The sequence below is a fragment of the Rhizobium favelukesii genome, from assembly GCF_000577275.2.
In the GTDB taxonomy this organism is placed as follows: domain Bacteria; phylum Pseudomonadota; class Alphaproteobacteria; order Rhizobiales; family Rhizobiaceae; genus Rhizobium; species Rhizobium favelukesii.
The window spans coordinates 231,007-253,425 of sequence record NZ_HG916852.1 but is presented as its reverse complement, the minus strand read 5'-3'; the positions used below and the strand labels follow the sequence as shown (position 1 = coordinate 253,425).

At 60.0% G+C, this 22,419-nt stretch carries 21 protein-coding genes, 1 tRNA gene and 3 pseudogenes; 21 read left to right on the top strand and 4 right to left on the bottom strand.

Going from position 1 to position 22,419, the window contains the following annotated elements:
- Positions 1-74 precede the first annotated feature (74 nt).
- From LPU83_RS39520 to LPU83_RS39480, 9 genes and pseudogenes are all read left to right on the top strand, one after another.
- Positions 75-1,166, top strand: a complete 1,092-nt coding sequence (locus LPU83_RS39520; RefSeq protein WP_024313441.1) for a microcin C ABC transporter permease YejB — start codon at positions 75-77, stop codon at positions 1,164-1,166.
- Positions 1,166-2,314, top strand: coding sequence for an ABC transporter permease (locus LPU83_RS39515; RefSeq protein WP_024313440.1), 1,149 nt, complete (start codon positions 1,166-1,168; stop codon positions 2,312-2,314). The genes LPU83_RS39520 and LPU83_RS39515 overlap by 1 nt, the downstream gene beginning before the upstream one ends.
- On the top strand, positions 2,311-3,948 hold the full coding sequence (locus LPU83_RS39510) for an ABC transporter ATP-binding protein (protein ID WP_024313439.1): 1,638 nt from the start codon (positions 2,311-2,313) through the stop codon (positions 3,946-3,948). The genes LPU83_RS39515 and LPU83_RS39510 overlap by 4 nt, the downstream gene beginning before the upstream one ends.
- 8 nt (positions 3,949-3,956) lie before the next feature.
- Positions 3,957-4,916: a 2-hydroxyacid dehydrogenase gene (locus tag LPU83_RS39505; RefSeq protein WP_024313438.1), complete on the top strand. Its 960-nt coding sequence runs from the start codon at positions 3,957-3,959 to the stop codon at positions 4,914-4,916.
- 91 nt (positions 4,917-5,007) lie between these two features.
- On the top strand, positions 5,008-5,358 hold the full coding sequence (locus LPU83_RS39500; RefSeq protein ID WP_024313437.1) for a hypothetical protein: 351 nt from the start codon (positions 5,008-5,010) through the stop codon (positions 5,356-5,358).
- A 172-nt stretch (positions 5,359-5,530) separates the two neighbouring features.
- Positions 5,531-6,835, top strand: a complete 1,305-nt coding sequence (gene pncB / locus LPU83_RS39495; RefSeq protein ID WP_024313436.1) for a nicotinate phosphoribosyltransferase — start codon at positions 5,531-5,533, stop codon at positions 6,833-6,835.
- 134 nt (positions 6,836-6,969) lie between these two features.
- Positions 6,970-7,365: a hypothetical protein gene (locus LPU83_RS39490; RefSeq protein WP_024313435.1), complete on the top strand. Its 396-nt coding sequence runs from the start codon at positions 6,970-6,972 to the stop codon at positions 7,363-7,365.
- A gap of 131 nt (positions 7,366-7,496) precedes the next feature.
- Positions 7,497-8,018: a peptide-methionine (S)-S-oxide reductase MsrA gene (gene msrA / locus LPU83_RS39485; RefSeq protein WP_024313434.1), complete on the top strand. Its 522-nt coding sequence runs from the start codon at positions 7,497-7,499 to the stop codon at positions 8,016-8,018.
- A gap of 198 nt (positions 8,019-8,216) precedes the next feature.
- Positions 8,217-8,716 (top strand): annotated as a pseudogene (locus LPU83_RS39480) (nucleotidyltransferase domain-containing protein); the annotation flags it as partial.
- A gap of 161 nt (positions 8,717-8,877) precedes the next feature.
- Here the strand turns inward: LPU83_RS39480 and LPU83_RS39475 are convergent.
- The gene (locus tag LPU83_RS39475; protein ID WP_037068906.1) at positions 8,878-10,236 is read right to left on the bottom strand and encodes an IS5 family transposase; all 1,359 of its coding nucleotides are present in this window, start codon (positions 10,234-10,236) and stop codon (positions 8,878-8,880) included.
- Positions 10,237-10,412: 176 nt separating this feature from the next.
- On the opposite strand from LPU83_RS39475, the pseudogene LPU83_RS73965 reads away from it, so the two are divergent.
- A pseudogene (locus LPU83_RS73965) lies at positions 10,413-10,759 on the top strand (HEPN domain-containing protein); the annotation flags it as partial.
- A gap of 89 nt (positions 10,760-10,848) precedes the next feature.
- On the opposite strand, the gene LPU83_RS39470 reads toward LPU83_RS73965, so the two are convergent.
- Both LPU83_RS39470 and LPU83_RS39465 read right to left on the bottom strand, forming a co-directional pair.
- Positions 10,849-11,139, bottom strand: a complete 291-nt coding sequence (locus LPU83_RS39470) for a type II toxin-antitoxin system RelE/ParE family toxin (RefSeq protein ID WP_024313433.1) — start codon at positions 11,137-11,139, stop codon at positions 10,849-10,851.
- A complete protein-coding gene (locus LPU83_RS39465) occupies positions 11,127-11,405 on the bottom strand; it encodes a CopG family ribbon-helix-helix protein (RefSeq protein ID WP_024313432.1) in 279 nt (92 codons plus the stop codon). Before LPU83_RS39465 ends, LPU83_RS39470 begins: the two co-directional genes overlap by 13 nt.
- A gap of 355 nt (positions 11,406-11,760) precedes the next feature.
- Between LPU83_RS39465 and LPU83_RS75340 the strand changes: the two are divergent.
- Positions 11,761-11,957: pseudogene (locus tag LPU83_RS75340) on the top strand (IS481 family transposase); the annotation flags it as partial.
- A 44-nt stretch (positions 11,958-12,001) separates the two neighbouring features.
- On the opposite strand, the gene LPU83_RS39455 reads toward LPU83_RS75340, so the two are convergent.
- Positions 12,002-12,091, bottom strand: a tRNA-Ser gene (locus LPU83_RS39455).
- A 228-nt stretch (positions 12,092-12,319) separates the two neighbouring features.
- On the opposite strand from LPU83_RS39455, the gene LPU83_RS39450 reads away from it, so the two are divergent.
- From LPU83_RS39450 to LPU83_RS39405, 10 genes are all read left to right on the top strand, one after another.
- Positions 12,320-12,637 (top strand): hypothetical protein, encoded by a 318-nt coding sequence (locus LPU83_RS39450; protein WP_024313431.1) that lies wholly within the window; start codon positions 12,320-12,322, stop codon positions 12,635-12,637.
- A gap of 315 nt (positions 12,638-12,952) precedes the next feature.
- Positions 12,953-13,945, top strand: coding sequence for a BMP family lipoprotein (locus tag LPU83_RS39445; RefSeq protein WP_024313430.1), 993 nt, complete (start codon positions 12,953-12,955; stop codon positions 13,943-13,945).
- A 68-nt stretch (positions 13,946-14,013) separates the two neighbouring features.
- Positions 14,014-15,525, top strand: a complete 1,512-nt coding sequence (locus LPU83_RS39440) for an ABC transporter ATP-binding protein (RefSeq protein WP_024313429.1) — start codon at positions 14,014-14,016, stop codon at positions 15,523-15,525.
- A 7-nt stretch (positions 15,526-15,532) separates the two neighbouring features.
- A complete protein-coding gene (locus LPU83_RS39435; RefSeq protein WP_024313428.1) occupies positions 15,533-16,636 on the top strand; it encodes an ABC transporter permease in 1,104 nt (367 codons plus the stop codon).
- A gap of 13 nt (positions 16,637-16,649) precedes the next feature.
- Positions 16,650-17,621, top strand: coding sequence for an ABC transporter permease (locus tag LPU83_RS39430; RefSeq protein WP_024313427.1), 972 nt, complete (start codon positions 16,650-16,652; stop codon positions 17,619-17,621).
- A gap of 4 nt (positions 17,622-17,625) precedes the next feature.
- Positions 17,626-18,015 carry a cytidine deaminase gene (locus LPU83_RS39425; protein WP_024313426.1) on the top strand — a complete coding sequence of 130 codons (390 nt, stop codon included), beginning with the start codon at positions 17,626-17,628 and terminating at the stop codon, positions 18,013-18,015.
- Complete coding sequence (locus LPU83_RS39420; protein WP_024313425.1) at positions 18,012-18,815, top strand: purine-nucleoside phosphorylase; 804 nt, start codon at positions 18,012-18,014, stop codon at positions 18,813-18,815. The genes LPU83_RS39425 and LPU83_RS39420 overlap by 4 nt, the downstream gene beginning before the upstream one ends.
- Positions 18,812-19,588, top strand: coding sequence for a deoxyribose-phosphate aldolase (gene deoC, locus LPU83_RS39415; RefSeq protein WP_024313424.1), 777 nt, complete (start codon positions 18,812-18,814; stop codon positions 19,586-19,588). The genes LPU83_RS39420 and deoC overlap by 4 nt, the downstream gene beginning before the upstream one ends.
- A gap of 1 nt (position 19,589) precedes the next feature.
- Positions 19,590-20,906: a thymidine phosphorylase gene (gene deoA / locus LPU83_RS39410; RefSeq protein ID WP_024313423.1), complete on the top strand. Its 1,317-nt coding sequence runs from the start codon at positions 19,590-19,592 to the stop codon at positions 20,904-20,906.
- A gap of 387 nt (positions 20,907-21,293) precedes the next feature.
- Positions 21,294-22,376: a substrate-binding domain-containing protein gene (locus LPU83_RS39405; protein WP_024313422.1), complete on the top strand. Its 1,083-nt coding sequence runs from the start codon at positions 21,294-21,296 to the stop codon at positions 22,374-22,376.
- Positions 22,377-22,419: the final 43 nt, after the last annotated feature.

The following is a 22,419-nucleotide window of genomic DNA, read 5'->3' as shown; positions in this document are numbered from 1 at the left end:
AGGAGACTGCACCGATTGAACGGCGATAGACTGGACGGCATACGACGCGAGCTTTGCCGGAAGGGTCTTCACTGATGGGAGCCTATATCCTTCGCCGTCTGCTTTTGATGATCCCGACGATCATCGGCATCATGGCCATCTCCTTTACCGTCATTCAGTTCGCTCCCGGCGGTCCGGTCGAGCAGGTCATCGCGCAACTGACCGGCGATGCGCAGGGCGCAGACGCGCGCATTTCCGGTGGCGGCGGTGATCTTCTTGGCAGCGGACTTGACGAAGGCAGCTCGAAATATCGCGGCGCCCAGGGCCTCGATCCGGAACTCATCGCCAAACTGGAAAAGCAGTTCGGCTTCGACAAGCCACCGCTGACGCGTTTCGGCGAGATGATGTGGAACTACATCCGCTTCGATTTCGGCGAGAGCTTCTTCCGCAACACATCCGTGCTCGAACTGATCAAGGAAAAGCTGCCGGTCTCGGCCTCGCTCGGCGTCTGGATCATGATCTTTTCCTATGGCATTTCGATCCCGCTCGGCATCCGCAAGGCGGTCAAGGACGGTTCCACCTTCGACGTCTGGACCTCAGGTATCATCATCATCGGCTATGCCGTTCCGAGCTTCCTGTTCGGCATCCTGCTGATCGTGCTCTTTGCCGGCGGATCGTTCTACGACTGGTTCCCGCTGCGCGGGCTTGTCTCAGATAACTTCGATCAGCTCGCCTGGTGGCAGAAGCCGCTCGACTACTTCTGGCATCTGACATTGCCGCTGATCTCGCTCTCGCTGGCGGCGTTTGCGACGACGACGCTTCTGACGAAGAACTCCTTTATCGAGGAGATCAAGAAGCAATATGTCGTGACCGCGCGGGCAAAGGGGCTGAACGAGCGGCAGATGCTTTACGGCCATGTGTTCCGCAACGCCATGCTGATCATCATCGCCGGCTTCCCCGGCGCGTTCATCTCCGCCTTCTTCACCGGCTCGCTGCTGATCGAGAACATTTTCTCGCTCGATGGGCTGGGGCGGCTCGGCTATCTCTCGGTCGTCAACCGCGACTATCCGATCGTCTTTGCGACGCTCTACATCTTCTCGCTGCTCGGGCTGTTCGTCAGCCTGATCTCCGACCTGATCTACACATGGATCGATCCGCGCATCGACTTCGAGCGGAGGGACGTCTGATGGACACCGCCGCCAATCCGACGACCGCGACGCCGGTCAAGCCGCCTCGCAAAGGCCTGCAGTCGCCGACCAACGTCCGCCGCTGGAAGAATTTCAAGGCGAACCGGCGCGGCTACTGGTCGCTCTTTCTGTTCCTCATCCTGTTCGTGCTCAGCCTGTTTGCCGAGTTCATCGCCAATGACCGGCCGATCGTCGCCTCCTACAAGGGCGAGATCCTGTTTCCCGTAGTCGTCAACTATCCCGAGGAGAAGTTCGGCGGCTTCCTGGCCGAGACGGATTACCGCTCCGACGTCATCACCGACGAGATCAATGCCAACGGCTGGATGATCTGGCCGCCGATCCGCTACTCCTATCGCTCTGTCAATTCGAACATCCCGCATTCGGCCCCGACACCGCCCTTCTGGCTGATGAGCAAGGAGGAGCGCTGCTCCGGCTATCCGCAGGGAGCGGCCGACCGCGGCTGCAACTTTGGCAATCTCAACTGGCTCGGCACGGACGATCAGGCACGCGATGTGCTTGCCCGTGTGATCTACGGCTTCCGCGTCTCGGTCTTGTTCGGCCTGGTCCTGACGATCTGCTCCGCCATCATCGGCGTCAGCGCCGGCGCGATCCAGGGCTACTTCGGCGGCTGGACGGACTTGCTGCTGCAGCGCTTCATCGAGATCTGGTCGTCGATGCCGGTGCTCTACATCCTCTTGATCATCGCGGCCATCCTGCCGCCCGGCTTCTTCGTGCTGCTCGGCATCATGCTGCTCTTCTCGTGGGTTGGCTTCGTCGGCGTCGTGCGGGCGGAATTCCTGCGGGCCCGCAACTTCGAATATGTGCGCGCTGCCCGCGCGCTCGGGGTGAACAACCGGACGATCATGTGGCGTCACCTGCTGCCAAACGCGATGGTGGCGACGCTCACTTTCCTGCCGTTCATCCTGTCGGGCTCAATCACGACGCTGACCTCGCTCGACTTCCTCGGTTTCGGCATGCCGCCCGGTTCGCCCTCGCTCGGCGAGATGATCGCCCAGGGCAAGGCGAACCTGCAGGCGCCGTGGCTCGGGCTGACCGCGTTCTTCACCATGTCGATCATGCTGTCGCTCTTGATCTTCATCGGCGAAGCGGTTCGTGATGCATTCGATCCCAGGAAGACGTTTCAATGAGTGACGCTGCCGAAACACTGCTTTCCGTTCGCGATCTTTCGGTGGCTTTCCACCAGGGCGGAGATACATCGCTGGCTGTCGATCACGTGTCGTTCGATATCCGCAAGGGCGAAGTCGTGGCGCTGGTTGGCGAGTCCGGCTCCGGCAAATCGGTCTCTGCCAATTCGATCCTGCGCCTGCTTCCCTACCCGGCGGCAAGCCATCCCTCGGGCGAAATCCTGTTCAAGGGCAAGGACCTGCTGAAGGCATCCGACAAAGCATTGCGCGCGGTGCGCGGCAATGACATCACGATGATCTTCCAGGAGCCGATGACATCGCTCAACCCGCTGCACACGATCGAGAAGCAAATTGCTGAGATCCTCGAACTGCACCAGGGCCTGACCGGGCAGGCTGCCCGCAAGCGGATCCTTGAATTGCTGAACCAGGTTGGCATCCGCGAGCCGGAAAAGCGCCTGAACGCCTATCCGCACGAGCTTTCCGGTGGGCAGCGACAACGCGTGATGATCGCCATGGCGCTCGCCAACCGCCCGGAGTTGCTGATTGCCGACGAGCCGACGACCGCGCTCGACGTCACCGTGCAGGCGCAGATTCTGGAGCTGCTGCGGCAACTGAAGGGCCAGCATGGCATGTCCATGCTTTTCATCACCCACGACCTCGGCATCGTTCGCAAATTCGCCGACCGCGTCTGCGTGATGACCAAGGGCAAGATCGTCGAGACTGGTACGGTGGAAGAGGTCTTCCGCAATCCGAAGCACGACTACACCCGGCATCTGCTGGCATCCGAGCCGCGCGGTGAGCCGCCGCTTGCCGATCCCTCCAAGCCGGTCGTGATGCAGGGGGCCGATATCCGCGTTTGGTTCCCGATCAAGGCCGGCCTGATGCGCAAGGTCGTCGATCATGTGAAGGCCGTGGACGGCATCGATCTCCAGCTGCGCGCCGGACAGACGCTCGGCGTCGTCGGCGAATCCGGCTCCGGCAAGACAACGTTGGGCCTGGCGCTGACGCGGCTGATCTCCTCGCAAGGTCAAATCAGCTTCGTCGGCACGGATATAGCCAGCTATTCATTCACGGAAATGCGTCCGCTGCGCAATCAGCTGCAGGTCGTTTTCCAGGACCCCTACGGCTCGCTCAGCCCCCGCATGTCGGTTGGCGACATCATCGCGGAAGGCCTCAAGGTGCATGAGCGGTCACTCTCCTACGAGGAGCGCGATCAGCGCGTCTGCTGGGCGCTGGAGGAAGTCGGCCTCGATCCGCTGACCCGCTGGCGCTATCCGCACGAGTTTTCCGGCGGCCAGCGCCAGCGCATCGCCATTGCTCGCGCCATGGTGCTGAAGCCGCGCTTCGTGATGTTGGACGAGCCGACATCCGCGCTCGACATGAGCGTTCAGGCACAGGTCGTGGACCTGCTGCGCGATCTGCAGAAGAAGCATGACCTCGCCTACCTGTTCATCAGCCATGACCTGAAAGTGGTGAAGGCGCTGGCAAACGACGTCATCGTCATGCGCTTCGGGAAGGTCGTCGAGCAGGGTCCGTCCGCGGAGATCTTTCGCGCGCCAAAGGACGACTATACCAAGGCCCTGATGGCTGCCGCCTTCAACATCGAGGCGGTTCCGACACCCGCCGTCCAACAGTAAAGAACACCATGACCGCAAGACCGCCCATCCTCGTCGACCTCAAGTTCGACCCTGAGACCGTTGCCCGCATCCTCAAGACGGCCTTTCCGGATCGCGGCAGCATCAATATTGCCGACCCAGCGAGCAAGGATCGTGATCTGACCGGCATTGACTATGCGCTACTCTGGAAGCCGGACGCGGATCTTTTTACACGTGCCCCGAACCTCAAGGCCATCTTCTCCGGCGGCGCCGGCGTCGACAGCTTCATGAACCTTCCAGGGTTGCCCGACGTTCCGATCGTCCGTTTCGTCGATCGGAGCCTGACGACCCGTATGAGCGAATGGGTCGTGATGCAGTGCCTCATGCACCTCAGGCAACAATACCAGCACGACAAGGACCAGCGCGCGCGCATCTGGGGCAAGCTCGTTCCGCCTGAGGCAGCCGAGATCACCGTCGGCATCATGGGACTGGGCGTGCTAGGCCAGGACGCCGCACGCAAGCTGATGATCATGGGTTTCGACGTCATCGGATGGTCGCGCAGCGGCAAGAAGATCGACGGCGTCGAGACGTTCGGCGCCGGTGAGCTCGATGAATTCCTGTCCCGAACGGATTTTCTCGTCGGCCTGCTGCCGCTGACCCCTGAGACCACCGGCTTCTACAATGCCAAGCTGTTCACAAAACTGCGGCAGGGCGGCGCGCTCGGCAAGCCGGTGTTCATCAATGCCGGCCGCGGCAAAAGCCAGGTCCAGGCCGACATTGTCGCCGCGGTTCAGAACGGCGTGCTCGGCGGCGCCTCGCTCGACGTATTCGCGGTCGAGCCGCTGCCGTCCGACGATCCGCTCTGGGGGCTGGAGAACGTGTTCATCACGCCGCACGATGCAGCCGTATCCGACGAGACCGCGCTCTTCCGGCACGTCGAGCACCAGATCGCGCGCTATGAGAGCGGCGAGCCGCTGCAATTCATTGTCGACCGACAGGCAGGCTATTGAGCGCAGGAACCATGCTGCGCGCCATTCGTTTTTCTCCCAGATGAAGCGCCCGGGCCGACCATGGCTCGCGCGACACCGGAAGGAGAAAGGCATGGCTCACCAGACGGAAACGCGCTGGGAACAATCCGACGGCAAGCTCCACGCCGAAGAGACGATTTCGCCAGTCAAGGCGAAGCAGGGCCGCATGGGCACTCGTATTCTTACGGTCCTGATCGTCGCGTTGATGCTTGCCTTCATCGTATGGATCCCCGTTGAAATCTGGGGCAAGAAGGAGTCGGCGGAGGTCGCGCCGCAGCAGCCGGGACAGCAGCTTCAGTCGCAGCAGCCGTCACCGGCGCCATCGCCTTCGCTGCAGAACGGCAAGGCCGTACCAACCGAGACACCGTCCCAGCCGCCGGCATCGAACATGGCACCGGCAACCCCGAATGCGCCTGCGCAATAAGAACGCGGCGGGTCAAGGCGGTCACCAGCAAGCCCTGCCGGATTGCCGGCAGGGGTACATTTCTATTTGCGCTGGACTTTATCGACCGATTTTTCGATAAGAAAGCACACGAGCCGGTCTTCGTGCGTCGGCTTTTGGCGCGATTTGTCCGGTTCGGAAATGGGCGGAGTTCATGGCCAAGACCGATATCGCACGGCGCGTTTACAATCACACCTGGAAGCTCGATCCGATTGTTCGCAGCCTGATCGACACCGACTTCTACAAGCTGCTCATGTTGCAGATGATCTGGAAACTCTATCCAGACGTCAACGCGACTTTCACGCTCATCAACCGCACAAAACGGGTGCTGCTGGCCGAAGAGATCGACGAGGGCGAACTGCGCGAGCAACTCGACCATGCCCGTTCGCTCCGCCTCTCCAAGAAGGAGATGATCTGGCTCGCAGGTAACAGCTTCTACGGGCGCGCGCAGATCTTCGAGCCTGAGTTTCTCGCCTGGCTCTCTCATTTCCAGCTGCCAGAATATGAGCTGTCGAAGCGCGACGGCCAGTATGGGCTCGACTTCCACGGATCGTGGAAGGAGACGACCATGTGGGAAATCCCGGCGCTCGCCATCGTCAATGAGCTGCGGTCGCGCTCTGCGATGAAGGCGCTTGGGCCGTTCACGCTCGATGTTCTCTATGCCCGCGCGAAGGCAAGGATGTGGGAGAAGGTAGAGCGGCTGCGTGAACTGCCTGGTCTCCGCATCTCGGATTTCGGCACACGCCGCCGCCACAGCTTCCTGTGGCAGCGCTGGTGCGTCGAAGCATTGAAGGAAGGCATTGGCCCTGCCTTCACCGGCACCAGCAACGTCCTACTCGCCATGGATTCCGATCTGGAGGCCGTGGGCACGAACGCCCACGAGCTGCCGATGGTGGCCGCAGCGCTCGCCGCAACAGACAAGGAACTGCTCAATGCGCCCTACAAGGTTCTGCGGGACTGGAACAAGCTTTACGGCGGCAACCTGCTGATCGTGCTTCCGGATGCGTTCGGCACGGCCGCCTTCCTGCGCGACGCGCCTGAATGGGTCGCCGATTGGACCGGCTTCCGTCCGGATAGCGCCCCGCCGATCGAGGGCGGCGAGAAGATCATCGAGTGGTGGAAAAAGATGGGTCGCGATCCCCGCCAGAAGCTGCTCATCTTCTCGGACGGGCTCGACGTCGATGCGATCATCGACACCTACAAGCACTTCGAGGGCAAGGTGCGGATGAGCTTCGGCTGGGGCACCAACCTCACCAACGATTTCGTCGGCTGCGCGCCGACGGAGATCTCCGGGCTCAACCCGATCTCCATCGTTTGCAAGGTCATCGACGCCAATGGCCGCCCCGCCGTGAAACTGTCGGACAATCCGCAGAAGGCAACGGGCGATCCCGCAGAGGTTCAGCGCTACCTGAAGTTCTTTGGAACGGAAGATCGCGTCGATCAGGCGGTGCTCGTTTAAGCGCCACGCTTGGACGTTCGTCCTGAAATGCCGATCCTATTTTACAGTGCGCAGTGCGCGTAAGGGTCCGGCCACATTCTCGCCCAATCGTGATTGATGCTCGGGGCGGCGATTCCGGCCTATGGAGAACGACTTTGAGGATAACCCCAGTTGCAGCAGCCGGCCCGATCGCCGCATTGCTTCTCTCAACACCAACCCTTGCTGCTGAGAAGGCTGTCACAGCTTTGCTGGTCGGCACGCCGTGGATAGAAGCCAAAGCGCAGTCCGGCCTGCCCGGTCCAATGATGATCTTTCTGCCGAAAGGCAAACTCCTTATCGACTCCTGCTGGGAGACTTATGCTCTCAGGACTTGGAAGCAATTGTCCCCCAACGAGCTTTCATGGGACGAGGACGGAGCGACGATACGGGCCAAAATAAAAGCCGTTTCCTCGGATGGTCTCACTCTTCAGATCACCGCAGGAAAGGATGTTGTCGAGCGCACCTATGCTGCGGCGAAGGCTCCATACGTCTGCCCCGACATGAAGCGGTAATTCGCAGCGGCAGATACGAAACGGCCGGAGGGAGACATGAACTGGCAAAAGTCGGTTCCACTCCCCATTTACGGGGCAAGGCGCGGGCTGCCTATGTTTGACGCGCATTGTTTGACTGAAAGGACGATCCAATGACTGTAGAGCGTGCGGTACTGGCGGGCGGTTGCTTTTGGGGTATGCAGGATCTCATCAGACGCTATCCCGGCGTCGTGTCAACTCGCGTGGGCTACACGGGTGGCGAGGTGGCGAATGCGACATATCGCAATCACGGCAATCATGCCGAGGCAATCGAGATCATGTTCGATCCCTCGAAGATCAGCTACCGCGACATCCTCGAATTCTTTTTCCAGATCCATGACCCGACGACGCTCAACCGGCAAGGCAACGACCTCGGCGCCAGCTACAGGTCGGCGATATTCTACGACAACGAGGAACAGCGGTTGACCGCCGAAGACACCATCGCTGACGTGAACGCGTCGGGCCTGTGGCCCGGCAAGGTCGTCACCCAGGTCGTTCCGGTGAGCGCCTTCTGGGAGGCGGAACCGGAGCACCAGGATTATCTGGAGCGCATTCCGAACGGCTACACCTGCCACTTTGTCCGACCGGGTTGGAAGTTGCCGAAGCGCGACCAAAGCGCAGCTGCCGTCGGCTAGGATCGGCGATCCTTCCGTCGCGCCTTTCTCAGCGCCGGATTGGGTCTGAATTAAAGAGGCCTTGCTTCCGGGCAAGGCCTTTTGCGGCTATGGCCCCCGTCACGACGTCCGGGGTATCTCGCCCGTGTCCTTCAAGCAAGGTGGAGACTATTAAAACTGCGGGTGGACGGTGCAGGATCTTTCACCTATCGGTCTTCCATGCAGTCGTCCGTCGATCATATTCCGCTACCCCAAGCAGCGCGAGCTTGGCCGCATTCTGGAAATCCTCCATGAGGAATTTGAAGACGCGCTGACGGACGGCACTGCAGACTTCAAGAAGCGCGGTCGTATCCTGAAGATCGTCCTGTTCGGCTCCTATGCCCAAGGGAGGCTGGGTGGATGAACCCTTCACGATGAAGGGCTATCGGTCGGACTTCGATCTCCTGATCATCGTCAACAATCGCAAACTCTGCGAGTTCGCCGATTACTGGTACAAGGCCCCCGACCGGTTGATCCACGAAAGGTCGATCGAAACGCCGTGAGCTTCATCGTTCATTCCAGGCGCGAGGTGAACGCCTACCTGAAGGAAGGACAATATTTCTTCGCCGATATCCGCAAGGAAGGTATCGTCCTTTATGAACTGGATGATGAGCCGCTTGCGGAACCCAAGCCACTCTCACCGGCGGATCAATTGCGAGTGGCGAGTGAGCATTATGTGGATCGGTTTTCGCTGGCACGGACATTTCTGAAGGGATGTCGGTTCTATGTTCCAGAGCAGGAGCTTCGCGTGGCCGCTTTTGAGCTTCATCAATCGATCGAGCAGGCCTATTCCTGCGTCCTGCTGACGCCAACCAACTAGTCGATCGTGAAGAACTCGCTATCAGACATTGAGCTGCGGTATCGATCGGCTCTGGGACGTGGAGATTAGTGCGGCTACCAGACACAAAAGCTGCCTGAACCATCGCAGCAGGAGGGAAAAGTTGTATCCGGCTGCGGCCAGAACGGCATTGACGGCATCCCCCTGTTCGCCAGCGAGATAATTGCGGTCCATTCTGTGTTCGCTCTTGAGGTGTCCAATGACGGGTTCGACCGCCGATCGTCGTCGCATCTGGCGCTTGATGGCGGGCGTGAGGCGGCGCTTCTGGCCGCTGGTGAAGACCCTCAGCTTGTGACTTTCGGGAGCATTGTGGCCGCGGTATCCAGCGTCGGCCAGAATGCGGGTGACCTCGTTGCCGATCATCTTTTCCATATCCGGAACGACGGTCGCGAGCGTGTGGCCGTCGTACGGATTGCCGGGCAGCGCCGCCGCGTGCAGGGCGAACTGCCCGCCCTTTGAACGGTTCAGTGTTGTGGCCACGGACACCTTCACGCCGAACTCGTAAGGCTTGTGCGCCTTGCCTTTGCCAATGCACTCGACCTCGTCGGCGTGCAGGCTATAGATCTTGCGGCCACGCTGACGTTGCCGCTGCTCGATGACCGTTTTTGCCTGATAGAGCGACCATTTGAAGATCGCGTCGAGTTGTTCGTCACCGGCGATCTGACGCTCGATGTCGCGAACGATCCGGCCGAGATAGGTCTTCAACTTGCGCAGTGCCTTGCCGGCCCGTTTGAATTGCTTCGCATGAGCGTAGCGTTGGTATTGGATCAGGGCGAATTTACCGACCCGAAGATAGGTCTGGCGCAGATCCAGCCCCATTTTCTTCGCCAGCCGCACCAACCGTTCGCGCGCCCGGTGAATAAGCTTGGCATCCGTCGGGAACATGACGTTCTTCGGTTGAACGGTCGTGTCCACGATCACCTGCCGCGTATCCTGCGGCTTCATCGCGCCTGTCTTGACAGCCACGGCCAGGCTCTCTTGCAAGAGCGCGGCGATCCGCTCCTCGCCCATGCGCTGCCGCCAGCGCGTCATCGAGGAGCGGTCGAACGATAGGTCGTGCCGAAAGAACTCCTCGCCGCACAGGTACTGGAAATAGGGGTTCTCCACCCAGCGCTCGCACAGGGCCTCGTCCGACAGGCTGAACGTGTGCTTAAGAATGGCCAGCCCCGCCATCAGCCGCGTCGGCAATGGCGGCATGCCCGCTCCGTCCGAATACACCGTCCCAAAGCGGGCTTCCAACACAGGCCAGTCGATCGCCTGCGCCAGGCGCACCAGTTCGTGCTTCATGTTGATGATCTGGTCCAGCCGGGATCGGAACAAATCCTGTTCACCCGTTTCGCGCCGTTCGCGTGGTTTACCCATTCCTGGCTCTCCGATTCATCGCGATAACCCAGTGAATCACGCTTCGCCAACCAGGGAAACCTCAAACTGATTTTGCAAGGAAACAGCCTGTTCGGCGGCCGTTTCCTGCAATTAGAAAATCTGCAGACCCCTCGATTCTTAGATCAAATCAACGGCTTGCGAGTTCTTCACGGCCGACCAACTACGGTCCACCTTCCCACAACATCAAATTCCTCCGCTCTCTAGCCGAAGAACAGGACGGCGTCTGGCAGAAGCCTTTCCTCGCGAGCAGCATCGTGAGCGCGCCTGGTTCAACACCCTCAACGAGGCCTATGTAAAACCCCGTTATTCGAAGCATTTCGAGATCAGCGGGAAGGCTCTTGACTGGCTTGCCAAGCAAACCGATTTGCTACTTCAGATTGTTAAGGCGGTGTGCTCTGAGCGTCTGGAGATGCTTGGTCGGAACACATCGCGAACCCGGGGTTGGCGTTTCGAACGCGGTCCGCTGTTGAAGAAGATGCGGTGGACAGCTCTGGGCTCTTGATAGGAATCGAACCGAGATCCCCGCCGCCATGTTGCGACTGAAGCTCTTGGCTACGCGAGCTTTGCCGGAAAATCGATACGACGGTGCCATCAAAAGCCAACCTCTTTCTGATGGCGCACGGCGAGGACCGTCAAGATATCCTCATCGATACGGTAGCGCGCAAGATATCCGCTGTCACCGAAATCAATGAGCCATTCCCGATACTGATCAGGCAGATCCTCAACGAGGCGGCCCATGTAAGGATGTGCGCCAAGTGCCCGTAGGCCCTTGAGAATAGTTTCACCCGCTCGCTTTGCCGCCAGGGGATTTTTCGGCCGCAAGAATTCCCGAAGTCTTTCAAGGTCACGAACGGCGGCCGGGGAGAAGATTATTTGTGGCATTCAGGTGGAGCGCGCTCGTCGTCGGTTCCCCAGGTCGAAAGCCATTTTTCGACCTCATCGCCAGTCACGTGCAGGCCGGTTTCCTGAAATTCATCCCAGGCGTTGAGTGTTTCACTCCGCAGCGCCTCCCGTTTCTCTTCACGTTCCACATATTGCTCAATCGCCTCACGCATGATCCAGTGAGACGAGCGGCGACGGACTTCGGCCAAGTGTTGGACTCGGCCTTTCAGTTCGTCATCGAGCTTGAGCGAGGTAGGAGATGCCATGCCAGCTTCCTTAGTCAAAGGTAGTACCAATTGCTAATATAGGATGCTCCATTGCTCGTGTCTACGATCTCGCCGAAGAAACGGCTGCGTCGTCAGCTATCGGGCCCCTTGCGGATAAGCGTTCCATTCGTGATGACGAGCATAATTTCTCTTCTGATGATGCGCCATCCCTTGTGTTTAGTTTGCCGCTTCTTCTTTGCGGTGATCGCGTCGGTGTCGAACAGCGGCATAGTGTGCGCGCAAAACACTTCATGGCTTGCGCAATTTCGAGTTGGGTAGTTCGCTTGCCGATGCCCAACGGAACGCAAGCAAGAGAGGGTGGAATCTGAAAGAGTTGTCGCACGATCTTTCGGGCGGCCGCATCTGCATGCACCGCAAGAAGATCAATATCTCAACCGTCATGGCCGGCCAGAACTCGGAATCACGGAAGTCGACGACGGTATTTGGCTCGTCAGTTTCATGCACTATGATCTGGGATATATCGACCTGGAGCAGCGGACTTTGCAAACCATCGACAACCCGTTCGGCACGAGGTTGTCACCCATGTGTTAGGCACGTTTTATTACCTATGTCTCCGCACTGGACAATAGGTGAGATGGCGGACAGGGTGGGATTCGAACCCACGGTACGCTTTCACGTACACACGCGTTCCAGGCGTGCGCCTTAAACCACTCGGCCACCTGTCCTTTAGGCGGTCTGCATCGGCTAAGATGCAAATCGTCGGAACGGCCGCGATATATACCGATGAATTTTCGCCGATCAACCCAAATCTAACAGTTTTTTGACTTCTTCCGGTAAAAGTGCGGCCAGGGCCTCCATTGCAGTTCCACCCACCCGTAACTATCTTTAATTTGGGTGGCGAATGGCGCGGCTGGCCGGGCGAGAGCCCGGTGCATTAGTGGCCGGAGAGATCGATGCGTTTCCTTTTGCGTTTGGCAAGTCTTGTTGCCCTGGCTGTTGCCGTGATTGCCGGAACGATCGATTCAATCCAGTCCGTTGCCGCCTCTTCCGTGGTCATAACGCCCATGGGTGACGCATGGCAGGATTTGAATCCGTCGTCGTTGGAAGCACTGCAATCGAGCATTGCCTACTATATCCACCCGCGGTTCTACACACTTGCCTTCCAGTGGCTCATGCTTCAGCCGGCCTTCGCGGTATTTCTGGTGCTATCGCTTCTGTTGTGGATGGCGGGCTACAAAAAGCCGCCGGTCGCGGGCCGTTTCGCTGCATAATCCAAGTCGCTACCTATCTCGTTGGCCTCGAATCCGAACGGATATGCGGTCCTACGCGAAACCGGCTCAAGCTGCCCGCTTGGCTAGAAAAATCGCAGCCCAACGATGATTTTGCGCAAAAATCAGCCCGCATGAGCTGATTTTTGGCAATTGCGGCAAATTTTTACCAGCCGAAAAATTTCTCGTGAAATTTTTTTTGAGCCATGCAAGGATGCGCCAGCCAGGCCTCCGGGGGGAGGTCGGTGGTTCCGCAGACATGCCTGGAACAGGCTTGCGGGAGGACCCAAACAATTAGAAACAATAGGGCTGCAACTCATGAAAAAATCCCTTCTGACTCTCCTGGCCGTGGCTGCCATGTCCACGACGGCGCTCGCCGCCGACGTCAAGCCGGCGCTCGTCTACGGTACCGGCGGGAAGTTCGATAAGTCCTTTAACGAAGCAGCCTATAATGGCGCCGAGAAGTTCAAGAAGGAAACGGGGATCGCTTATCGCGACTTCGAGCCGACCGGCGACACCCAGGGCGAACAGGCAATCCGCAACTTCGCAAGCCGTGGCTTCAACCCGGTTATCGCCGTCTCCTTCGCCTGGACCTCGGCCATCGAGAAGGTCGCGGCTGAATTTCCCGACACAAAGTTCGTCATCGTTGACGCCGTCGTCGACAAACCGAACGTCCGTTCCGTCGTCTACAAGGAAGAAGAAGGTTCCTTCCTCGTTGGCACACTTGCTGGCCTCGCTTCGAAGACCGGCAAGGTCGGCTTCGTCGGCGGCATGGACATTCCGCTGATCCGCAAGTTCGAATGCGGCTACGAGCAGGGCGCACGCTCCGTCAAGGCTGATGTCGAAGTGTTCCAGAACATGACCGGCACGACGGGGGCTGCTTGGAATGACCCGGTACGTGGTGGCGAACTCACCAAGAACCAGATTGATCAGGGCGCGGACGTCATCTACGCGGCAGCGGGCGCAACCGGCCTCGGCGTCTTGCAGACGGCTGCCGACAACAAGAAACTCTCGATCGGCGTCGATAGCAACCAGAACCACCTTCACCCGGGCTCCGTCCTGACCTCGATGGTCAAGCGTGTTGACCTCGCAGTCTACAACGGTTTCAGCGATGTCAAGGGTGACAAGTTCACGGCCGGCGTCCAGGCGCTCGGCGTCAAGGAGGACGGCGTTGCCGCTGCCGTCGACGACAACAACAAGGCGCTGATCACGCCGGAAATGCAGGCTGCGCTCGACAAGGCCAGGGAAGGCATCATCGCGGGAACCATCAAGGTTCACGACTACACGACGGACAACGCTTGCCCGAAGTGATCCGTGACTGAGACGGGCGTATGGCGGAGTTACTCCGTCATACGCCCTTTTCGTATTTGGAGCCTGCTGTGACAGACACGCCCGCTATCGAACTTGTGGGCATCGACAAGAAATTCGGTGCCGTTCACGCCAACAAAGACATCAATCTTACCGTCGCCAAGGGTACGATTCACGGCATCATCGGGGAAAACGGTGCCGGGAAATCGACCTTGATGTCGATCATCTACGGTTTCTACCATGCCGATAGCGGTGAGATTCGCGTCAACGGCAATCCCGTGACCATTAAGGACAGCCAGGCTGCGATCGCCACCGGGATCGGTATGGTGCACCAGCACTTCATGCTGGTCGACAATTTCACGGTGCTCGAAAACATCATGCTTGGGGCCGAGGGCGGTGCGCTGCTCGCCAAGGGAGTCTCTTCTGCGCGGGCCGAGCTGCGGCGCCTGGAAAAGGACTACGGCCTCGAGGTCAATCCCGATGCGTTGATCGAAGAGCTTCCGGTCGGGTTGCAGCAACGCGTGGAAATCCTCAAGGCCATGTACCGCGGCGCCGAGATCCTCATTCTTGACGAGCCGACGGGCGTGCTGACGCCGGCCGAAGCCGACCATCTGTTCAAAATCCTTCGCGTCCTGCGCGACCAAGGCAAGACCGTCATTCTGATCACCCACAAGCTGCGCGAGATCATGGCGATCACCGACACCGTTTCCGTCATGCGCCGCGGCGAGATGGTGGCGACCCGCAAGACATCCGAGACGACCGTCGAGGAACTGGCCGAGCTGATGGTCGGCCGCCGCGTCCTGCTGCGTGTTCAGAAGGGTGAGGCCAATCCTGGCAAGGTGATCCTGTCGGTCCGCAGCCTCACGGTTAAGGACAATCGCGGCGTCATCATGGTCGACAACGTGTCCTTCGATGTCCGCGCCGGCGAGATTGTCGGCATTGCTGGCGTCGCCGGCAACGGGCAGTCCGAATTGCTGGAGGCGATTGCCGGCATCCGCAAGCCGCATTCCGGCGAAATCTTCCTCGACGGGCAAACGATCGACAAAGCCGATCCGGCGCGCTTGCGCGAGCTTGGCCTTGCCCATATTCCGGAAGACCGGCATCACATGGGGCTGGTGCTGAAGTTCGAGGAATACGAGAACTCCGTTCTCGGCTACCACCGCAATCCTGACTACAGCAAAGGCCCGCTGCTCGATCTCGACGCGATCCGCAAGGACGCCATGGAGAAGATCGAGAAATACGACATCCGTCCGCCGAACCCGCGGCTGAAGACCGCGAACTTCTCCGGCGGCAACCAGCAGAAGATCGTCGTGGCGCGCGAGATCGAGCGCGATCCGACGGCGCTGATCATCGGCCAGCCGACGCGCGGCGTCGATATCGGCGCCATCGAATTCATCCATCGCCGGATCATCGAGATGCGCGACCAAGGCAAGGCGATCCTGCTTGTCTCCGTCGAGCTTGACGAAATCCGCGCCCTTTCAGACCGTATCCTTGTCATGTTTGCCGGCCATGTCGTCGGCGAGAAGACGCCCGATGCCGGTGAACAGACCCTCGGCCTGATGATGGCCGGCATTGCCGCGTGAGGCCTTCATGAGCACCGCTTCAGTTCCACTTCCAAATTGGATCAACTACGGCCTCATCCCGCTGTTGAATCTGTTCGTCGCCTTCCTGATCTCCGGCTTCGTCGTCTGGCTGATCGGGGAGAGCCCGCTTGCGGCCCTGTCGCTGCTGATCGAAGGCGCGCTCGGTAGCGGCGAAGGCATCGGCTTTACGCTCTACTATGCGACGAGCTTCATCTTCACCGGACTTTCCGTAGCGGTGGCTATTCACGCGGGCCTGTTCAACATCGGTTCGGAAGGCCAGGCCTATCTCGGCGGCCTCGGCTGCGCGCTGGTGGCGCTGGCGCTCGACCACTATGTGCCATGGTATGTGACCATGCCGGTGGCGGTGGTGGGCGCGGGCCTCTTTGGTGCCGCCTGGGCCTTCATCCCGGCTTTCCTTCAGGCCAAGCGCGGCAGCCACATCGTCATCACCACTATCATGTTCAACTATATCGGCGCAGCATTGATGGTGTATCTGCTGGTGCATGTGCTTATCGTGCCTGGCAAGATGGCTCCGGAAACACGGACATTCCTTGAAGGCGGTCAATTGCCGAAACTCGGCTGGCTTATGAACCTTTTCGGCGCCAAGCTTGGCGCCGCACCGTTCAACGTCTCCTTCCTTATCGCGCTCATTGCCGCCTATTTCGTCTGGCTGCTGATCTGGCGCACCAAGCTCGGCTTCGAAATGCGGACGCTTGGCGTCAGCCAAAGCGCGGCAGCCTATGCCGGCATCCCCTACGCCCGTACCGTCATGATCGCGATGCTGCTCTCCGGCGCGCTGGCCGGCATGATGGCGCTTAATCCGGTGATGGGCTCCTCGGCCCGTCTGCAGGTAGAGTTTGTCGGTGGAGCCGGCTTCGTTGGCATCGCCGTGTCGCTGATGGGAAGAAATCATCCTGTCGGGATCATCTTCTCGGCGGTCCTCTTCGGCATCCTCTATCAGGGTGGCGACTGGATCTCCTTCGAGATGCCGAACATCACGCGCGAAATGATCCTGGTTATCCAGGGTCTCGTCATCCTCTTCGCGGGCGCGCTGGAATACATGTTCAGACCTGCGATGGTTCGCGCCTACCAACAGTTCAAGGCCGCGTGAGGGGGAACGGACGATGGATTATTATGACATCTTCATCAGCGTCCTGAGCTCCACGATCCGCTTGTCGATCCCGCTGATCTTCACCGCGTTGGCAGGTCTGTTCTCCGAGCGTGCCGGCATCTTCGACATTGGCCTCGAAGGCAAGATGCTTGGCTCGGCGTTCGCGGCGGCGTGCGTCGCCTACCTGACCGGCTCAGCTTGGCTCGGTCTTGGTGCCGGTATCATTTGCTCAATGGCGCTCAGCCTCGTGCATGGCTTCGCCTCCATCACCAATCGCGGCAACCAGATCATCTCGGGCGTGGCGATCAACTTCTTCATCGCCGGTATCACGATCGTTCTCGGCGGCGCCTGGTTCGGCCAGGGCGGTCGCACGCCGCAGCTGCTTCCGGACGCCCGCTTTGCTCCGATCGTGCTGCCCGGTGCCGATGCAATCCGCGGCGTTCCCGTCATCGGTCCGCTCTATGCCAACGTGATCTCGGGCAACAACATCCTGACTTACCTTGCCTTCCTTGCCGTTCCCCTCTCCTGGTGGATCCTCTATCGCACTCGCTTCGGCTTGCGATTGCGGGCGGTGGGCGAGAATCCCGGCGCGGTCGATACGGCGGGCATTTCGGTGAGCTGGCTGCGCTATCGTGCGGTGATGTGCGCCGGCATCCTCTGCGGTTTCTCCGGAACCTACTTGGCGATCGCGCAATCGGCAGCCTTCATCAAGGATATGTCGGCCGGTAAGGGCTACATTGCGCTTGCGGCGCTGGTCTTTGCGAAGTGGAAGCCGGTACCCGTCATGTTCGCCTGCCTCCTCTTCGGCTTCCTCGATGCGCTGGCGAACTTCATGCAGGGCAAGCAGGTTCCTCTGATCGGCGAAGTGCCGGTGCAGATCTTCCAGGCGCTGCCCTATATCCTCACCTGCATTCTGCTCGCCGGTTTCATCGGCGTGGCAATCCCGCCGAAGGCGGGGGGTATCCCCTATACGAAGGAACGTTGAGAACATGTCCCACGATCTTTTCGAGGCCGCTCGCGGAGCCATGGCTTTCGCTCATGCCCCCTATTCGAAGTTCCCGGTCGGTGCAGCGATCCGCGCCGAGGATGGCAAGGTCTATACCGGCGCCAATATCGAGAACCTGTCTTTCCCGCAGGGCTGGTGTGCGGAGCCGACCGCTATCAGCGCCATGATCATGGGCGGTGCCAAGAAAATCGTCGAAATGGCTGTTATCGCCGAGAAGCTGCCCCTTTGCCCGCCCTGTGGCGGTTGCCGGCAGAAGATCTCGGAGTTCGCTTCCAAGGATACGAAGATCTATCTCTGCGACGAAGCCGGCGTGAAGAAGACGATGACCATGGACGAGCTCCTGCCCTTCAGCTTCGAGACCGAACTCGGATGAGTGCCGCGCTGGACGTGCTTGCCGGCAAGCTCGGCGGCCTTTCGCCGCGCTACGGCATTGTGCTTGGCTCCGGCCTCGGTTCGCTGGTCGGCCAACTGACAGACGCGCATCGCATTCCGTACCATGATTTGCCCGGCTTTCCGGTCAGCGCTGTTTCGGGCCATGCCGGCGAGGTGGTTGCCGGTTCGCTTGGTGGTGTCCCGGTCGTCATGCTGTCCGGCCGGGTCCACTTTTACGAGAAAGGCGATGCGAGCGCGATGCGGCTGCCGATCGAGGTACTCAAGGGTCTTGGCATTGAAACCTTGATCCTGACTAATTCCGCCGGTTCCTTGCGAAACGACATGCCGCCCGGCTCGGTGATGCAGATCACCGATCACATCAACTATTCCGGCATGAATCCGCTGATCGGCGAGGAAAGTGACCGACGCTTCGTGGGCATGACAAGCGCTTACGATGCAAGCCTAGCCGACAAGATGCGTAAGGCTGCAGCGACGATCGGCATCGCATTGTCGCAAGGCGTCTATATGTGGTTTTCTGGTCCGAGCTTCGAGACGCCCGCTGAAATCCGGATGGCCCGCATTCTCGGCGCGGATGCCGTTGGCATGTCGACCGTGCCGGAGGTCATTATCGCGCGAATGCTGGGCTTAAGGGTTGCGGCAGCGTCCGTTATCACCAACTATGGAGCCGGCATGACCGGCGGCGAACTGAGCCATGACGAAACCAAGGACATGGCTCCGATCGGCGGCGCTCGCCTCGCTGCCATACTGAAAGAAATGATTGCAGGAGAACGCGAACAATGACCAGTCATTCCAGCAAGGAGACGGCGGCCGTCGCCCTTTCCCTCCTCGATCTCACCAACCTCAAGGATGATTGCACCGAGGCGCAGATCGATGCGCTGTGCGCCCGGGCTCAGACCCCTTTTGGCAGCACGGCAGCGATCTGCATCTGGCCACGCTTCGTTGCCCGCGCCCGCGCCGTCCTCGGCACAGGCCATCCGGTGCGCATTGCGACCGTGGTCAACTTCCCCTCCGGCGAGATGGAAGTTGCCGACGTCGCCGCCGAAACTCGCGAGGCGATTGCCGATGGCGCCGACGAAATCGACCTCGTCATCCCCTATCGCAAGTTCATGACGGGTAGCGGCAAGGCCGTCACCGACATGGTTGCGGCCGTCCGCGCCGAGTGCAAGGATCCGGTTCTTCTGAAGGTCATTCTCGAGACTGGCGAAATCAAGGACGCGGCGCTGATCCGTCGCGCCTCCGAACTCGCCATCGAGGCCGGCGCTGATTTCATCAAGACGTCCACCGGCAAGGTGTCCGTCAATGCGACGTTGGAAGCTGCCGACATCATGTTGCGGGTCATCCGCCAGAGTGGCCGTAAGGTCGGCTTCAAGCCGGCGGGTGGTATCGGATCGGTGGCAGACGCTGCGCTCTATCTGAGCCTTGCGGAGACGATCATGGCACCGGATTGGCCCATGCCATCCACCTTCCGCTTCGGTGCGTCCGGATTGCTCGACGATATCCTTGCCGTTCTTAGCGGCACGCAATCCGCGCCCGCCGCTGCATCGAGCTATTGAAATGATCCCGCAGGAGATCATCCGCCAGAAACGAAACGGCGAGACGCTTTCCGAAGGGGACATTCAGTCGTTCATTGCCGCACTTGCGTCCGGCCAGCTCTCGGAGGGGCAGATCGGCGCCTTTGCCATGGCAGTCTGGTTCAAGGGCATGTCGCGCGAAGAGGTCGTGGCCCTGACGCTTGCAATGGCGCACTCGGGCGACACGCTGAGCTGGACCGACATCGACCGTCCGATCGCCGACAAGCATTCAACAGGCGGTGTCGGCGACAACGTTTCCCTGATGCTCGCGCCGATCGCCGCAGCATGCGGCCTGGCGGTTCCGATGATTTCCGGTCGTGGCCTTGGCCATACCGGCGGAACATTGGACAAGCTCGAAGCCATTCCCGGCTACACCATCACCCCCGACGCAACCCTCTTTCGCAAGGTCGTGAAGGATGTCGGATGCGCTATCATCGGGCAGACCGGAGCCCTTGCTCCTGCCGATGGCAAGCTCTACGCCGTGCGGGATGTGACGGCGACCGTCGACTCGATCCCGCTCATCACCGCCTCGATCCTCTCGAAGAAACTTGCGGCCGGGCTGCAGACACTGGTCCTCGACGTCAAGGTCGGTAGCGGCGCGTTTATGGCCGAGCCGAAAGACGCCGAGACACTGGCCCGCGCGCTTGTCGATGTCGCCAATAGCGCAGGCGTCAGGACGTCGGCGCTGATCACCGACATGAACCAGCCGCTCGCGGATGCGGCAGGAAATGCCGTCGAGATCCGCAATTGCCTGGAATTTCTGGCAGGCGGCAAGAAGAACACACGCCTCGAGGCGGCCGTGCTGGCCTTTGCGGCCGAGATGCTGATGAAATCCGGCCTGGCCTCGTCACTGCGGGACGGTGAAACGCGGGCCGCAGACGCCCTTGCTTCAGGCAGGGCCGCCGAGAAGTTTGCCCGCATGGTCCACCTTCTCGGCGGCCCATCGGATCTTTTGCAAGCGCCGGACAAATATCTCGTCAAGGCACCGGTCACGAAGCCGGTTCCCGCGCCTCGGCCCGGTTGGCTTTGCGGCTGCGACGTTCGCGAGATCGGCATGACCGTTGTCGACCTCGGTGGCGGACGACGGCATCCCGACGACAGGATCGATCATCGCGTTGGGATTTCAGACATTCTTCCGCTTGGCACGGCTGTCGAACAAGGCGACCCGATTGCGCTGGTGCATGCCGCAAGCGAGGCTTCGGCAGATGCCGCAGTGGCAGCCCTGACCGCAAACTACCGGATCGATGAACGGCAACCGGCTATTCCCACAGTCGTGTGCCAGCGCATCGCGGCTAGATGATAGTGGCAACCCGATGCGGGCGGTCAATCCCGCAGCCATCGCCATACCCGGTGTCCGTCGGTTTGTGCCGGGTCGAAGGTCCGCGGCTGCAAATGCCGTAACCGGTGATGCCCGGTCCTGGATTTCGAATACCGACGCCCGCCAGCGCTGGCGAAATGCGCTCCGATCTGCCTGGAGGCATCCAAACACGACTTCGACGGCTATTTGCCGGTCAACACAAGTATAAGAAGTGTCCACGGCAAACAAATTCACCCTTACGATGAGTTCATCGTTTACTTGCATCACAATTGCGCAGAATATTAGCGCATGGGAGGAAGCCTTCGGCCGTCACTCTCTATAAATTGCGCCCGAACGGCTTTCCTCCCTTGGCTCAAGGGAGGATTAATCATGAGGCGGACTTTGCTGTACGCGGCGTCAGCTGCGGTACTATCGCTCGGCGTCTCGCACGCATTTGCGCAGTCGGGCAGCGTTGAGAAAGCGGTTGGCGGCTACAATTTTGCAGAAGCTGCCAAGGAAGCGCCCGGCACGAAAGATTTCCATTCGGCTGACGGTCATTTGACCTTCGCGATCGTGACGCATACGGCAGGCAACGGCTTTTTTGATCCTGTCTATGTCGGCGCGACCGTCGCCGGCAACATGATCGGCGCCAAGATCCTGCTGCTTGGTTCGGAATCACCGGTAGACGATCCAGCGCGTGAGATCGAGATCCTGAACCAGATTGCCCAGGACCCGACAATAGACGGTATTATCATGACGACGCCGCAGATTGGCGCCTATAATGACATCGTCAAGGCAGCCGAGGCGGCAGGCATACCGATCGCGACGACCAACTCGTTCGATGGGACCATCCTCCATCGCAACAACATTAGTCATACCGGCCAGGACGCATCGGCCGCAGCAATCGGCGGCGAGGCACTCGCCAATTGCGTGCTTGCAAGCGGCGCGACCAGCGGCTCGATTCTCTTGCCGTCGTCGACCGCGATGGGCAACGTTGAGGTGAACAACCGCGTGACTGCCGCTTTCAACGCCATCGTCAAGACGTTGAAGGATGCCGGCAAGCTTGACGCTTTCAAGGTCGACGCCGGGCCGGAGAATGTCGGGATCGACACGAACCCGAACGATCCGGTCAATGCGCTCGTTTCGCTCTTCGAGTCCCGCGGCGACGCGGTCGGCGCCTTCACAGCCAACAACGTCTTCACGCCACCGCTCGTGAAGGCGGTCGCGCAGATGGGGCGGACCGGCAAGTTCTGCGCATTTGGTTTCGATCTCGGCCCGGCGCAGCAAGAGGGCATTGCCGCTGGAAACCTGACCGGCTCGCTGGGACAGCAACCCTTCCTGCAGGGCTTCTGGCCTGTCATGCAGCTTTACCTGCAGATCGATCGCGGCATTGCTGCCGCCAACCTCGACACGCGTGCACAACTGGTGACGAAGGAGACCGTCGCAAACGTTGGCAAGCGCTTCGAGAACTAACCACCTGAAACGCCTGAAATCGATGCGGGAGGACGCAAGCCTC

What these genes read in the sequence shown, in the direction of transcription:
- LPU83_RS39515 (WP_024313440.1), top strand. Translation starts at nt 1,166, where the DNA reads ATGGACACCGCCGCCAATCCGACGACCGCGACGCCGGTCAAGCCGCCT.
- LPU83_RS39510 (WP_024313439.1), top strand. Translation starts at nt 2,311, where the DNA reads ATGAGTGACGCTGCCGAAACACTGCTTTCCGTTCGCGATCTTTCGGTG.
- LPU83_RS39430 (WP_024313427.1), top strand. Translation starts at nt 16,650, where the DNA reads ATGGATTATTATGACATCTTCATCAGCGTCCTGAGCTCCACGATCCGC.
- LPU83_RS39505 (WP_024313438.1), top strand. Translation starts at nt 3,957, where the DNA reads ATGACCGCAAGACCGCCCATCCTCGTCGACCTCAAGTTCGACCCTGAG.
- LPU83_RS39465 (WP_024313432.1), bottom strand. Translation starts at nt 11,405, where the DNA reads ATGGCATCTCCTACCTCGCTCAAGCTCGATGACGAACTGAAAGGCCGA.
- LPU83_RS39425 (WP_024313426.1), top strand. Translation starts at nt 17,626, where the DNA reads ATGTCCCACGATCTTTTCGAGGCCGCTCGCGGAGCCATGGCTTTCGCT.
- LPU83_RS39520 (WP_024313441.1), top strand. Translation starts at nt 75, where the DNA reads ATGGGAGCCTATATCCTTCGCCGTCTGCTTTTGATGATCCCGACGATC.
- LPU83_RS39475 (WP_037068906.1), bottom strand. Translation starts at nt 10,236, where the DNA reads ATGGGTAAACCACGCGAACGGCGCGAAACGGGTGAACAGGATTTGTTC.
- pncB (WP_024313436.1), top strand. Translation starts at nt 5,531, where the DNA reads ATGGCCAAGACCGATATCGCACGGCGCGTTTACAATCACACCTGGAAG.
- LPU83_RS39500 (WP_024313437.1), top strand. Translation starts at nt 5,008, where the DNA reads ATGGCTCACCAGACGGAAACGCGCTGGGAACAATCCGACGGCAAGCTC.
- LPU83_RS39405 (WP_024313422.1), top strand. Translation starts at nt 21,294, where the DNA reads ATGAGGCGGACTTTGCTGTACGCGGCGTCAGCTGCGGTACTATCGCTC.
- LPU83_RS39445 (WP_024313430.1), top strand. Translation starts at nt 12,953, where the DNA reads ATGAAAAAATCCCTTCTGACTCTCCTGGCCGTGGCTGCCATGTCCACG.
- LPU83_RS39470 (WP_024313433.1), bottom strand. Translation starts at nt 11,139, where the DNA reads ATGCCACAAATAATCTTCTCCCCGGCCGCCGTTCGTGACCTTGAAAGA.
- deoC (WP_024313424.1), top strand. Translation starts at nt 18,812, where the DNA reads ATGACCAGTCATTCCAGCAAGGAGACGGCGGCCGTCGCCCTTTCCCTC.
- LPU83_RS39450 (WP_024313431.1), top strand. Translation starts at nt 12,320, where the DNA reads ATGCGTTTCCTTTTGCGTTTGGCAAGTCTTGTTGCCCTGGCTGTTGCC.
- LPU83_RS39435 (WP_024313428.1), top strand. Translation starts at nt 15,533, where the DNA reads ATGAGCACCGCTTCAGTTCCACTTCCAAATTGGATCAACTACGGCCTC.
- msrA (WP_024313434.1), top strand. Translation starts at nt 7,497, where the DNA reads ATGACTGTAGAGCGTGCGGTACTGGCGGGCGGTTGCTTTTGGGGTATG.
- deoA (WP_024313423.1), top strand. Translation starts at nt 19,590, where the DNA reads ATGATCCCGCAGGAGATCATCCGCCAGAAACGAAACGGCGAGACGCTT.
- LPU83_RS39420 (WP_024313425.1), top strand. Translation starts at nt 18,012, where the DNA reads ATGAGTGCCGCGCTGGACGTGCTTGCCGGCAAGCTCGGCGGCCTTTCG.